We start from the raw sequence: 13,659 nt of genomic DNA on the forward strand, positions 1-13,659 counted from the left end.
TCAGCTTTCCGGTACGAGGAAGATCGCTGCCAGCGGCGGAATGGTGAGGCTGAGCTCAGGCGTGGCGCCCTCCGAGGCACGGACCTCGCCGACATTGCCGACATTGGTGCCGCCGTAATGGGAGGAATCCGAGTTGAACACCTCGTGCCACTTGCCGGCGAACGGCACCCGGACGCGGTAATTGCGATAGACGTTGGGCGAGAAGTTCAGGACCACGAGGCAGCGGGCGCGCGCGTCATTGCCCTTGCGGATCCAGCCGAACACATTGTTGTTGGCGTCGTCGGTGACGACCCATTCGAACCCGGCCTGGTCGCAGTCGAGCTCGTGCAGCGCCGGCAGCGCGCGGTAGAGCCGATTGAGGTCGCGGACCAGGTTCTGGATGCCCTTGTGCTCGGCTGTTGCAGCAGATGCCAATCGAGCGAATAGTCGTGATTCCACTCGCGCTCCTGGCCGAACTCGCAGCCCATGAACATCAGCTTCTTGCCGGGATGGCCGAACATGAAGCTGTAATAAGCGCGCAGATTGGCGAAGCGCTGCCAGTCGTCGCCGGGCATCCGGCCGAGGATCGAGCGCTTGCCGTGCACGACCTCGTCGTGGGACAGCGGCAGGATGAAGTTCTCCGAGAAGGCGTAGTGCAGGCCGAACAGGATGTCGCCGTGATGGTGCTTGCGGTGGATCGGATCCTTGCCGATGTATTTCAGCGTGTCGTGCATCCAGCCCATATTCCACTTGTAGCCGAAGCCGAGCCCGCCATATTCGACGGGACGCGATACTTGCGGCCACGCCGTGGACTCTTCCGCCGCCGTCGTCGCCTGCGGAAAATGTGCGAACAGCTCGGTGTTGAAGCGGCGCAGGAAGTCGATCGCCTCGATGTTCTCGCGCCCGCCATATTTGTTCGGGATCCAGCCGCCGGCGGGGCGGCTGTAGTCGAGATAGAGCATGGAGGCGACGGCATCGACGCGCAGCCCGTCGATGCCGTAGCGATCGAGCCAGAACAGCGCGTTCGACACCAGGAAGTTGGTGACCTCGGTGCGCCCGTAATTGTAGATCAGCGTGCCCCAATCGAGGTGCCGGCCCTGCAGCGGATTGGCGTGCTCGTAGAGCGCGGTGCCGTCGAAATTGCCGAGACCGTGCGGATCGTCGGGGAAATGCCCGGGCACCCAGTCGAGCAGCACGGCAAGGCCGGCGCCGTGGCAGGCGTCGATCAGCGCGGCGAAATCGTCGGGTGATCCGAACCGGCTGGTGGGCGCGAACATGCCGGTCGGCTGGTAGCCCCACGAGCCGTCGAACGGATGCTCTGATATGGGCAGGAATTCGATATGAGTGAAGCCCATGTCGCTGGCATAGGCCGGCAGCTGCTCGGCCATCTCACGATAGGTCAGCCACTCGTTGCGGCCCTTGCGGCGCCACGAGCCGAGATGGACCTCGTAGATCGACATCGGCGAACTCAGCGCGTTGACGCGATCCGGCGCCGGGCGCGGATGCGGGATCTTGCGCTCGTCGATCACGATCGAGGCGGTCTTCGGCCGCAGCTCGGCGGCGAATGCCAGCGGATCGGACTTCAGCGGCAGATGCTGGCCGTTGCGTCCGATGATCTCGAACTTGTAGTGGTCGCCGACGCGGGCGCGCGGGATGAACAGCTCCCAGTAACCGGGGCCGCGGACGCGCATCGGGTGGCGGCGGCCATCCCAGAAATTGAAGTCGCCGACCACGCTGACCCGCCGCGCATTCGGCGCCAGCACCACGAAGCCGATGCCGTCGACGCCGTCGAGCGTCATCGGATGCGCGCCGAGCGTGTCGTAGACGCGCTGATGCGTGCCCTCGCCGAGCAGATAGAGATCGAAATCGCTCAGGATCGGCGGAAAGCGGTAGGCGTCCTCCAGCTCGACGACATTGTCGCCGAACCGGGCGCGGAGCTGATAGCGGGTCGAGCCGTTCGGCAGGGGGCCCGCGAACAGGCCGGCATCATGGATCCGCGCCAGCGGCACCGTCTCGCCATGCTCGCCGATCGCCTCGACATTGGCGGCATCAGGCAGGAAGGCGCGCACGACGTTGCGATCCCCCTCGGCGTGGAGCCCGAGATAGTGGAAGGGGTCGGAGTGACGGCCCTCGATGATGGCATAGGCCTCGGCGGGCAGTTTGTTCATGCAACCTCATGCGGCTGTTGCGCCAAAATCCTTAACAGGCCGGTCAGCGGCACCCGCAGCCAATCCGGCCGGTTGGCCAGCTCATACTCGATCTCGTAGAAGGCTTTCTCAAGCAGGAAAAAGTTGAGCAGGCGGTCGGCCGCCCTGGCGTCGGCAGGCCACAGGCGCTGTCCGGCCATGGTCTCGCGATAGGCGGTCAAAAAGACCACCGCGGCTTGGTCGCGCCATTCGGCGAGAGCCAGGCTCAGCCTGCCGCTCTCGTCGGGCGCGACCCTGAGCGCGCGTTCCAGCGCCGCGGTCGCGGCATAGTCGATCGAACGGATCAGGCCGGCGACGTCGCGGGCCGCCGGCGCCTTGCGCCGCCGCTCGGCGATCGTGCGGCCGGGTCCGCCGTCGAAATCGATGATGAAGATGTCGTCCTTGGCGACCAGGAGCTGGCCGAGATGCAGGTCGCCGTGATGGCGGATGCTGAGCCCGTCGGTCTCGCGCGGCAGCAGCGCCTTCAGCCGTTCCGGCAGCGTATCGTGCTGGGCCTGCAACTGATCGGCCAGCAGCCGCTCGGGCTCCTTGAGGGAGCCGCGGCGCTGCTTCAAAGTGTCGAACACGCGCTCGGCACGCGCCATGATCTCATCGGTCCAGCGCTGCAGGTCTTCGGGCCTGGTCGGCTCGGGCGCGAAGTCCGGCAGGTCGCGATTGCTGGCGAGCGCGATGTGCAGCTCGGCGAGGCGCTTTCCGCTATGCGACATATGGCGCAGCCAGGTCGCATGATCGCCGCCGTCCTCTGCCGGGCCTTCACTTGCGGCGAGCAGGCGTTGCCGTTCGACCAGGCGGTCGAGATGCGAAGCCGCGACGGTCCAGAGGTCGCCCTGGTTGACGACCATCGCATGCAGCACGGCGACCGCGCTGCGCTTGTCGCCCTCGACCAGTTCGGAGGTGCCGAGCAAAGCCGGCGTGTTCGGAAAGGCGACCACTTCGGTAAGGAAGCGGCCCATCTCGATCTCCGGATTGATGCCGACCTCGAGCTTCCGGTAGATCTTGGTGACATACTCGTTGTCGACCAGGGCGGTCGAATGCGGCTGATCGTTCTCGAATACGCGAATCCGCTCCGGCTGCCGCACCGGGCGGTCGGAGAACCGGCTGGTCGGCCGGAATTCGAGCTTCAGGCCTTGCTCGCCCTCGTCGACCGTGAGGTTTTCACGCAAGTTTCGCAGGAACAGGCCGGTGAATATCTGGTCGGTGGCGACGTCGAGCAGCGTGCCCTCGCGCGCACCCTGGCGCACGGCGGCGAAAGCACGCGGATTGTAGCGTTCGCGATCGAAGCGAACCCACTCGATCTGCATCGGCAGCACGTAGCGGCTGGTGGTGCCGCGCTGCGTGGTCTCGAAGACGATCAGCCAGGGCCTGTTGTCGCCGACGTCGCAGAACGGGATCGCCGACACCAGCGTCGGCTGGATCGCCTTGGCGGAATGCTCCGGATACCAGCGGGTACGGGCGAGATGGCCGGGCAGCACGTCGTGCTCGAACACGCCGCGCTCGCGCGCCAGCGAGGTCCAGGTCGAATTGAGCGGCACCACCAGCGTCTCGAATTCCGGCACGGCCCGCGGCGTCACCGGCTCGGACTTGTCGCGCTCCTGCAACTGGAACCAGTAGAAGCCGTAAGGGGCGAGCGTGATCATGTAGGGCAGCTCGCCGATCGCCGGGAAGCGCGTGCGCCCGAGCATCTCGAGCGGAATGCGGTCCTTGAAGGCGGAGAGGTCGAGCTCGGTCGCCTGCGCCGAGCGCGACAGATTGGCGACGCACAGGATCACCTCGCCCTGGTACTGGCGCACATAAGCGAGCACCGAGCGGTTCTCCGGGCGGATGAAGGTCATGGTGCCGCGGCCGAACGCCAGCGTCGACTTGCGCACCGCGATCAACCGCTTGGTCGCCGACAGCAGCGACGACAGGCTGCGAGACTGCGCCTCGACATTGACGGCCTCGTAGCCGTAGACCGGGTCCATGATCATCGGCGCGTACAGCCGCGCCGGATCGGCACGCGAGAAGCCGCCATTGCGATCGGGCGACCATTGCATCGGCGTCCGCACGCCGTTGCGGTCGCCGAGATAGATGTTATCGCCCATGCCGATCTCGTCGCCGTAATAGATGATCGGCGTGCCCGGGAACGACAGCAAGAGCGAGTTCATCAGCTCGATCTTGCGGCGGTCATTGTCCATCAGCGGCGCAAGGCGGCGGCGGATGCCGACATTGATGCGGGCGCGCGGGTCGTTGGCGTAGGTCGACCACAGATAGTCGCGCTCGACGTCGGTGACCATTTCCAACGTCAGCTCGTCGTGATTGCGCAGGAACAGCGCCCACTGGCACGCCGACGGGATGTCGGGCGTCTGCCGGAGGATGTCGGTGATCGGAAAGCGGTCTTCCTGGGCGATCGCCATGTAGATGCGCGGCATCAGCGGGAAGTGATAGGCCATGTGGCATTCGTCGCCATGGCCGAAATACTCCTGCACGTCCTCCGGCCATTGGTTGGCTTCGGCCAGGAGGATCTTGCCCTTGGCATAGGCGTCGAGTTCCTGGCGCAGCCGCTTGATGATGGCATGCGTCTCCGGCAGATTCTCGTTGTTGGTGCCGTCGCGCTCGCACAGATAGGGAATGGCGTCGAGCCGGAAGCCGTCGACGCCGGTGTCGAGCCAGCGCTTCATCACTTGCACGATGGCGCGCACCACGCGCGGATTGTCGAAGTTCAGGTCCGGCTGATGCGAGAAGAAGCGGTGCCAGTAGAACTGGCCGGCTTCCGGATCCCAGGTCCAGTTCGACTTCTCGGTATCAGTGAAGATGATCCTCGTATCCAGGTACTTCTGGTCGGTGTCGCTCCAGACATACCAGCTGCGCGCGCTCGAATTCGGCGGGCTGCGGCGCGCACGCTTGAACCAGGCATGCTGGTCCGAAGTGTGGTTGACGACGAGCTCGGTGATCACGCGCAGGCCGCGTTTCTTCGCCTCCTGGATGAAGCGCTTGAAGTCCTTCATCGTCCCGAAATCGGGATTGATGTCGCCATAATCGCCGATGTCGTAGCCGTCGTCGCGGCCCGGCGAGGGATAGAACGGCAGCAGCCACAGCGCGGTGACGCCGAGCTCCTGCAGATAGCCGAGCTTCTCCGTCAGCCCCGCGAAGTCGCCGATGCCGTCATTGTTGCTGTCGGCAAACGCCTTGACGTGCAGCTGGTAGATGATCGCGTCCTTGTACCACAGCTGGTCTGAGGTCTCGGTTGCGACCTTCACCTCGGCATCGACGGAGGAGAATACGTTCATGAAAGCTCCTTCAGGCGATACAGCGCAGCAGCAACGCGGGATCGCGCGCAGGATCGAGATGCAGGCTAATGCCTCCCCATTCGAGCGCGTGACGCTCGCCGGTGACAAGGTCTTCCAGTTCCGCGACAGGACGGCGGGCCTCGCCGCGGCCGACCATGACGTCGCCGAGCGGAAGCCAGACCTCACGCGGTTCGCCCGACAATGCAATCGCAGCCGCGATCACATTGCCCTGATCGGCGGCCTCCTTGACAAAGCCGATCACGCCACCGTCATCGACATTGATAAAGCGCAGATTGGCGAATTGTTGCAGGGCCGGATTGCCGCGCCTGATCCGGTTGAGCGCCGCGATATAGGGCTTGATGTTCCCCACCTGATCCCAGTCGCGAACTCTGATCTCGTACTTCTCGGAGTTGAGATATTCCTCGCGGCCGGGGACCGGCGTGTGCTCGAGCAATTCAAAGCCGCTATAGATACCGTAGCTGCTTGAAAGCGTCGCGGCCAGCGCGAGACGCAACTTGAACATCCAGGACTCGCCGCTTTGCAGGTGGAAGGGCAGGACGTCGGGTGTGTTGACGAAGAAATTCGGCCGAAAGAAGTCACGCTCGGGATAGGAGTCCAACTCGCCGAGATACTGTTCGAGCTCGACGCGTTGGGTGCGCCAGGTGAAGTAGGTGTAGGACTGCGTGAAGCCGAGCTTGGCAAGGCCCTTCATCAGTTTCGGCCTCGCGAAGGCTTCGGAAAGGAAGAGCACATCCGCATCGCGGTCCTGCACCTCGCGGATCAGCCATTCCCAGAATGCCAGCGGCTTGGTGTGCGGGTTGTCGACCCGGAAGATCTTGACGCCCTGTTGGACCCAGAACAGCACGACATCGCGCAGCGCGCACCACAACGCTGTGGCATCCTCGGATCCGAAATCCGGATTGACGACATCGTCCCAGCGCTGCGGCGGATGTTCGGCGGTGCGCATCGACCCGTCCGGACGCCGCTTGAACCAGTCCGGATGGTCGGTCAGCCAGGGATGATCGGGGGAGCATTGCACGGCGAAATCAAGCGCGACCTCGAGGCCGTGCGACTGGCATGCCGCAACGAAAGCGCGGAAGTCGTCCAGCGTGCCGAGCTCGGGGTGTACGGCGTCGTGGCCGCCTTCGGCCGAACCGATCGCATAGGGGCTGCCGGGATCGCCCGGCTGCGCAATGGCGGCATTGTTGCGGCCCTTGCGGTGCGTCTGTCCGATCGGGTGGATCGGCGCCAGCAGCACGACGTCAAAGCCCATCGCGGCAATGTCGGGCAGCCGCGCGATGCAATCGCTGAAGGTCGCATGCACGCCCGGCCTCTTGCCCTGGCTGCGCGGAAACATCTGATACCACGCGCCGCTGCGCGCCCGCGGCCGGTCCGCGGTGAGCGGATAGAGCTGCGATCGCATCAGGTCGCGGCGGAACTGGCTGCCGGCCATCGCATCGCGCAATTCCGGTGCGAGCAGCGCGCCCGGCTCGCCGGTCTGCAGAAAGATCTCACACTGCCTGATGATGACGGCGGCCGCGGCAGGTCCCCCGGCCTGCGCCTGGGTCAGCATGCCCGCGCCTTCGACCGCATCCAGCGTGTGGTCACAGCCGTCGCGCTGCTTCTGCTCGAAGCGATGCCGCCAGCTAGCGAATTCGTCGGTCCAGGCCTCGATCGCGAAGCTGTAGCGGCCGGGCCGGTCGGGCACGAACGCGCCGCCCCAGCGGTCGTCGCTGTGCGGCGTCATCGGTGCGGTCTGCCACGCGTCGTCGCCGTCGTGCCGCCACACCAATGCCGCCGATATCACGTCATGTCCGTCACGGTAGATGTCGGCCCACACCTCGACAGGTTCGCCCGCGATGCGCTTGACCGGAAAGCGGCCGCCATCGACCGACGGGTAGACATCGGTGATATGAAAAGTGCCATGGGCACTCTCGACAGGCCGGAGGGTTTTGTTCACGGTGATGCCGCCATTGAAAATGCAAATGACGTCCCGACGCCGGGAAGGAGGCGCGCCAGACCCAGATAGAAAGCCGCTCGCCGGACAATGGTTCCCGGCGGGAACGCTTGATAGGGTAGAGCGTTGAACATCAACTATCCCTTTCCCGTATATGTACAATTTAGCAACGATCCCGATACCGTTGCGAGCAAGCAGCGTGCCGAATGGACCTTTACGCCAAAGCCCAGACCCTGGGAATCCAGACCGAGTATATCGATGGTAGCGGTCACCGCCGTGTGACAACCCCCGAGGCGCTGACGGCGATCCTCGCGGCGCTGCCGCCCCAGACGCCGCGGCGGATCGTTGCCGATCCCGTGGTCGTCAGAGGCGGCCATGGTGGGCAAACGCAGCTCGCGGAGACGGCCCGGCTTCCGGTGCAATGGAAGGTCACGAACGGCCCCGCGGTGCTTGCGCAGGGCGAGGCACATGAGCGGAATGTGACGTGGCCGTCCGGTCTGGCCGAAGGCGTGCACCGGTTGCAGCTATCGGATGCATCGGGCACCGAGGAATTGCCGCTGCTGGTGGCGCCGGAAGGCGCGTTCGGCGGCGCGTTCGATCGCTGCTGGGTGATCGCGGTCCAGCTTTACGGCGTGCGCTCCGCGCGCAATTGGGGCATCGGTGATTTCACCGACCTGCAAGCGCTGCTCGAATTCGCCCATCAGCTCGGCGCCGATGGCATCGGGCTCAATCCGCTGCATGCGCTGTTCGACGACCGCCCGGGCGATTGCAGCCCGTATTCGCCGAACAGCCGGCTGTTCCTCAACGCGCTCTATGTCGACGTCGAGCGGATTCCCGAATTCCGCATCGATGCCGGGACGCAGGCCGCACTGGCGCAGCTGCGCGGCCACGACATGGTCGACTATGTCGGGGTTGCCGCGCTGAAATGGCATGCGCTGCGCGCGGCCTTCGCCGCCTTCAAGGCCAATCCCGGCCCCGGCCGCCGGCAGGATTTCGAGGCCTATCGCAACGAGCAGGGCACGCCGCTGTCGCGCTTCGCCTGCTTCGAGACGATGCGGCACAAATTCAACAAGCCGTGGTGGGAGTGGCCGGACGAATGGCGGCAGCCCAACGACGCGGCCTGCGCCAAATTGCGCAAGGCGCGCGACAGCGCGGCCGAGGTCGAGTTTGTCGAGTTCGTGCAATGGACCGCGGACCGTCAGCTCGGTGCTTGCCAGGCGCTCGCGCACAAGCTCGGCATGCGGGTCGGGCTCTATCTCGACGTCGCCGTCGGCGTGCAGTCGGATGGTTTCGACGCCTGGAATGAGCAGGTCGCGATCTCGCGTCATCTCGGCGTCGGCGCGCCGCCGGACCCGCTCAACACCGCGGGCCAGGACTGGGGACTGGCCGGCTTCAACGCCGCGGGCCTCGAGCAGCGCTCGTTCGAGCCGTTCCGGCAGATGCTGCGGGCCTCGATGCACCATGCCGGCGCGATCAGGCTCGACCATGCCTTCGGGCTGAAGCGGCTTTATCTCGTGCCGCGCGGCTTCGGCCCGGCCAACGGCGCCTATGTGCTGATGCCGTTCGAGGCGCTGCTGGCGGCGACCGCCCAGGAGAGTGTGGCGAGCCGCTGTGTCGTCATCGGCGAGGACCTCGGCACCGTGCCGCCGGGTTTCCGCGAGCAGATGAACGGTTGGGGTATCTGGTCCTATCTTGTGATGATGTTCGAGCAGGATGACCAGCGCGCCTTCCGCAACGCCGACTACTATCTGCCGAATGCGCTGGTCACCTTCAACACCCACGATCTCTCGACCTATGCCGGCTGGCGCTCGTTCAGCGACCTCAAGACCAAGCGTGCGCTCGGTATTGATCCCGGCGAGACCGACCAGGGGCGCTGGGACGCGCTGGGTCAGCTCGACGACGTGCTGCGCCGGCACGACATCCACCACAACGACTTCTATTCGGTGGTGAGCTTCATGGCACGGACCCGGTCGCGGATGATGGCGGTTTCGATGGAGGATCTGCTCGGCATCGTCGAGCAGCCGAATATCCCCGGTACCGTCTACGAGCATCCGAACTGGAAGCGGCGGCTGCCGGTCTCGCTCGAGCATCTCGCGTCGGCAATCGACATCGAGGCGCTCAAGCGTGCAACCCGCGAGCGGTCGCACGCGGGATAACGCGGAGCACGTCGCGTGGCCTCTCGCATCGAAGACTACGGACTGATCGGCGATTGCGAGACCGCAGCGCTGGTCGGCCGTGACGGCTCGATCGACTGGCTGTGCTGGCCGGCGTTCGATTCCGACGCCTGCTTCGCGGCGCTGCTTGGCACGTCGCGGAATGGCCGCTGGCTGCTGGCGCCCGCTGGCGGGATCAGGCGGACCTCGCGCCGCTATTGGGACGATACGCTGATCCTGGAGACGCGGTTCGAAACCGAGAGCGGCGTGGTCGCGCTGATCGACTTCATGCCGCCGCGCGGCAACGCCTCCGACGTGGTCCGCCTCGTTCGCGGCATCAGCGGCCGGGTCAAGATGCACATGGAGCTGGTGATCCGCTTCGGCTTCGGGGTCGATGTCCCCTGGGTCAAGAAGAGCCCGGACGGCGAGGGGCTGCTGGCGATCAGCGGGCAGGACATGATCGTGCTGCGCACGCCGGTCGAGACGCGTGGCGAGGATCTTACCACGCTCGCCGATTTCGAGGTCGGCGAGGGCGACACCGTGCCGTTCGTCCTGACCTACGGCGCGTCGTATCAGCCGGTGTCGGAGCCGATCGATCCCGCGGCCGCGCTGCAGGACACCGAGGACTACTGGAAGGAATGGTGCAGCCGCTCGACCTACGACGGCGGTGATCTGCGCGGCCTCGTGATGCGCTCGCTGATCACGCTGAAGGCGCTGACCTTCAGGCCGACCGGCGGCATCGTTGCTGCGCCGACCACGTCGTTGCCGGAGAAGCTCGGCGGCGCGCGCAATTGGGACTATCGGTTCTGCTGGCTGCGCGACGCCACCTTCACGCTGCTGGCGCTGATGAATTCGGGCTATACCGAGGAAGCGGCGGCCTGGCACAACTGGCTGCTGCGGGCTGCCGCCGGCGCGCCGGCCAACATGCAGATCATGTACGGCATCCTGGGCCGGCGTCGCCTGCTGGAATGGGAGGCCGGATGGCTGTCCGGCTATGAAGGGGCGCAGCCGGTCCGCGTCGGCAATGCCGCGCATGCGCAGCTTCAGCTCGATGTCTACGGCGAGCTGATCGACGCCTTCCACCAGTCCCGCATGGCCAGGCTCAAGCTCGACGAGGAGAACTGGTCGCTCGAATGCACCGTCGTCAATCATCTCGCCGAGGTCTGGGACCAGCCTGATCACGGCATCTGGGAGCGCCGCGGCACGCCCAAACACTACGTGTTCTCCAAGGTGATGTGCTGGGTCGCGTTCGACCGCGCCATCAAGAGCGCGGAGCGGTTCGGCTTCAAGGCGCCGCTGGTCAAATGGCGGGTGCTGCGCGAGGCCATCCATCGCGACGTCTGTCGGCGGGGGTTCGACCCTGATCTCAACAGCTTCGTCGAGAGCTATGGCTCGAAGCTGCTCGACGCCAGCCTGCTGCTGCTGCCGTCGGTCGGCTTCCTGCCGCCGACCGATCCGCGCATTCGCGGTACGATCGAGGCGGTCGACCGGCACATGATGCGTGGCGGGTTCGTGCTGCGTCACGATCCGCGCGAGATGTCCGATGAAATCCAGCCGATCGAGGGAGCGTTCCTGGCCTGCAGCCTGTGGCTCGCCGACGCCCATGTGCTGGCGGGAGACGTCGACAAGGCGCAGACCATGTTCGACCGCGTGGTGGCGGTCGCCAACGATCTCGGGCTGCTGGCGGAGGAATTCGACTCCGTCGCCGGCCGGCAGACCGGCAATTTCCCGCAGGCGCTGACCCATATTGCGCTGATCAACACGGCGCACAATCTCAGTGCCGCGAGGGCCGACGCCGAGAAGCCCGTGGTGCAGCGGTCGACCTGATTTTCCGGATCGTGCCTTAAAGCATGATCCGGAAAAGTGCGAAGCGGTTTTCCGAAAAGGTCATGCTCAAACAAGGAGCTAAAGCGCGATGACGATTCAACCCAATCTCATCGCGCTTTAGCGGCCCGTCGTCAGCACGACATCCATGGCGCGTGCGAAGCCGTCGTTCTCGTTGGTCTCAGTGACGTGCGTGGCTCGCGCCTTCACGTCATCGCTGGCGTTGCCCATCGCGAACGAGACGCCGCTTCTCGCGAACATCGGCAGATCGTTCTGCATGTCGCCGATCGTGGCAACATTTTCGAGCGGCACGCCGAGGCGCTTCGCGATGCCCTCGACAAAGGTTCCCTTGTCGTGGCCGGGCGGGGTGACGTCGAGATAGTAGGTCTGCGAGCGCACCGCGGTCGCCTCACGGCCGACCATCTGCTGCATGTCGGCTTCGCAGCGTTGCAGCAGGGGCGCATCCGAGCTGGCGCCGACGATCTTGCAGGCCTGGTCGAGATAGGGCGCGAAGTCGTCGACGATGGTCGGGTCATGCTTGATCGCACGCTTTTCGTGCGCGTTGTACTCGCCGTCTGGATTTCGGGTCAGCCAGCGGTCGTTGGTGAACAGCCAGATATCGATGCCGCGTTCGCGGAGCAGATCGATGCAGCGCTTGGCCACGACTGGGGGGATCAAATGCTGTTCGAGTGGCGTCAATTGCGGGTCGACGATCGAAGAGCCGTTGAAGGCACCGATCGGCAGCGTGATCGCAAGCGGCGCGACCAGAAAACCCATCCCGATGGTCGGCCGGCTGGAGACGATGGTGAAGCCGATGCCGGCCTCATGCAGCCTGCGTACCGCCGTCAGGGCGCCGTCGGTCAAGGTCTTGTCCTTGGTGAGCAGCGTACCGTCGACATCGGAGACGACAAGGGCGATGCGGGTCGCGATACGGGTCATGGGCGGTCCAGCTTCAATTGAGTGACGATGTCTTCGATGATGGTGTCGACCGATCGGTCGATCGCGACCGTGATCGGGCGTTCGTCCGGCGTCGGCGGCTCCAGCGTCTTGAACTGGCTGGCGAGTAGGCCCGGCGGCATGAAATGGTCCTTGCGCGCGGCCAGCCGCGTGGCGATCAGCTCCTGCGTGCCGTCGAGGAAGACGAGGCGGATATCCTCGCGGCCATGCACCAGGATGTCGCGATAGCTGCGCTTCAGCGCGGAGCAGGCGATGACGGCGGGTTCGCGGACGCCGCAGGTGCGGTCGATCTCGGCGGCGATCGCGCGCAGCCAGGGCCAGCGATCCTCGTCGGTGAGCGGCTGGCCGGAATGCATCTTCGCGACATTGCTCGGCGGGTGAAAGCTGTCGCCGTCCTCGAAGCGCCAGCCGATCCTGATCGCGAGGCGGTCGGCGATGGTGCTCTTGCCCGAGCCGGAGACGCCCATCACGACCAGTGCGCAGGGATTTTGCCCGTCACCCAAGAACGTCACCCAAGAAAATCATCAAGCAGAATCCTCCGGCAGCGCGGCCCGATCGATCAGCCAGACGGTCTCGCCCAGCGATCGCGCGCGGTTTGCCGGCAGGTTCTCGCCTGCGAACAGGCGCGTCAAGATCGCGCGCTTGTTTTCGCCCGCGACCTCGAACAGCATCTCGCGGCAGGAGGCGAGCGTGGGGAGGGTCAGCGACACCCGCGGCACGAACGGTTCGACATTGGCTTTGGGCACCCCGACCACCCAGCGCTGGGTTTCCTCGACCGCCGGATATCCCGGAAACAGCGAGGCGGTGTGGCCGTCGGGCCCGATGCCCATCAGCACCAGGTCGAACAGCGGCCGCTTCGGATCGAGCTGCTCGGCGCCGTAGAACGCCATCAGCTCGTTCTCGTACAGTGCCGCGCTGACGTCGGGATCCCTGAGATCGGCGGTATCGGTCGCAACAGGGTGCACATTCGCAGCCGGCGCGCAGCGGTCCAGGAAGGCCTGGCGCGCCAAGCTCATATTGTGCAGTCTGTCCTTGCGCGGCACCAGACGCTCGTCGCCGATGAACCAGTCGATCCGATCCCACGGAATCCGCCGGCGATAGTCCGGTGTCGCCAGCAGCTGGTATAGCGCGTTGGGGCTGGAGCCGCCGGTGAGGCAGATCGCGATCCGGCCGGGGTTTTCGTCAATCCTTGCGATCACCCGCTCGGCGGCCGTCTTCGCCAGTGCCGCCGGATCGGCGACCGTGATGATCTTGCGCTTGCCGCCGGCGGCCATGTCAGCCCAGCTTCCGCCAGCTGCGGCCGTCGCGCGTCAGCA

At 65.4% G+C, this 13,659-nt stretch carries 7 protein-coding genes and 1 pseudogene; 2 read left to right on the forward strand and 6 right to left on the reverse strand.

Annotated elements, in window-relative coordinates; all coding sequences use genetic code 11:
* The 3 genes and pseudogenes from glgB to H8A92_RS18275 all read right to left on the reverse strand — a co-directional run bounded on the left by glgB (position 1) and on the right by H8A92_RS18275 (position 7,412).
* Positions 1-2,147 (reverse strand): annotated as a pseudogene (glgB, locus tag H8A92_RS18265) (1,4-alpha-glucan branching protein GlgB).
* Entirely contained in the window at positions 2,144-5,452 is a 3,309-nt protein-coding gene (gene treS, locus H8A92_RS18270; protein WP_229197058.1) for a maltose alpha-D-glucosyltransferase, read from the reverse strand. Before treS ends, glgB begins: the two are co-directional and overlap by 4 nt.
* Positions 5,453-5,462: 10 nt before the next feature.
* Positions 5,463-7,412, reverse strand: coding sequence for an alpha-1,4-glucan--maltose-1-phosphate maltosyltransferase (locus tag H8A92_RS18275; RefSeq protein WP_229197059.1), 1,950 nt, complete (start codon positions 7,410-7,412; stop codon positions 5,463-5,465).
* Positions 7,413-7,615: 203 nt separating this feature from the next.
* Here H8A92_RS18275 and malQ point away from each other — a divergent pair, with 203 nt between their 5' ends.
* A complete protein-coding gene (gene malQ, locus H8A92_RS18280; RefSeq protein WP_229197060.1) occupies positions 7,616-9,565 on the forward strand; it encodes a 4-alpha-glucanotransferase in 1,950 nt (649 codons plus the stop codon).
* A 15-nt stretch (positions 9,566-9,580) separates the two neighbouring features.
* Positions 9,581-11,389: a glycoside hydrolase family 15 protein gene (locus H8A92_RS18285; RefSeq protein ID WP_229197061.1), complete on the forward strand. Its 1,809-nt coding sequence runs from the start codon at positions 9,581-9,583 to the stop codon at positions 11,387-11,389.
* A gap of 117 nt (positions 11,390-11,506) precedes the next feature.
* On the opposite strand, the gene H8A92_RS18290 is transcribed toward H8A92_RS18285, so the two are convergent.
* The 3 genes from H8A92_RS18290 to pgl are packed head-to-tail and all read right to left on the reverse strand — an operon-like array spanning position 11,507 to position 13,617.
* Complete coding sequence (locus tag H8A92_RS18290; RefSeq protein ID WP_229197062.1) at positions 11,507-12,325, reverse strand: HAD family hydrolase; 819 nt, start codon at positions 12,323-12,325, stop codon at positions 11,507-11,509.
* Positions 12,322-12,810, reverse strand: coding sequence for a gluconokinase (locus tag H8A92_RS18295; RefSeq protein ID WP_420831337.1), 489 nt, complete (start codon positions 12,808-12,810; stop codon positions 12,322-12,324). The genes H8A92_RS18290 and H8A92_RS18295 overlap by 4 nt, the downstream gene beginning before the upstream one ends.
* Positions 12,811-12,867: 57 nt before the next feature.
* Positions 12,868-13,617, reverse strand: coding sequence for a 6-phosphogluconolactonase (gene pgl / locus H8A92_RS18300; protein ID WP_229197064.1), 750 nt, complete (start codon positions 13,615-13,617; stop codon positions 12,868-12,870).
* Positions 13,618-13,659 lie beyond the last annotated feature (42 nt).

The sequence above is a fragment of the Bradyrhizobium acaciae genome (genome assembly GCF_020889785.1).
GTDB lineage: Bacteria > Pseudomonadota > Alphaproteobacteria > Rhizobiales > Xanthobacteraceae > Bradyrhizobium > Bradyrhizobium acaciae.

Excerpts from the sequence above, each read along its gene's own strand:
- malQ (WP_229197060.1), top strand. The coding sequence starts at position 7,616 with ATGGACCTTTACGCCAAAGCCCAGACCCTGGGAATCCAGACCGAGTAT.
- H8A92_RS18295 (WP_420831337.1), bottom strand. The coding sequence starts at position 12,810 with ATGGGCGTCTCCGGCTCGGGCAAGAGCACCATCGCCGACCGCCTCGCG.
- treS (WP_229197058.1), bottom strand. The coding sequence starts at position 5,452 with ATGAACGTATTCTCCTCCGTCGATGCCGAGGTGAAGGTCGCAACCGAG.
- pgl (WP_229197064.1), bottom strand. The coding sequence starts at position 13,617 with ATGGCCGCCGGCGGCAAGCGCAAGATCATCACGGTCGCCGATCCGGCG.
- H8A92_RS18290 (WP_229197062.1), bottom strand. The coding sequence starts at position 12,325 with ATGACCCGTATCGCGACCCGCATCGCCCTTGTCGTCTCCGATGTCGAC.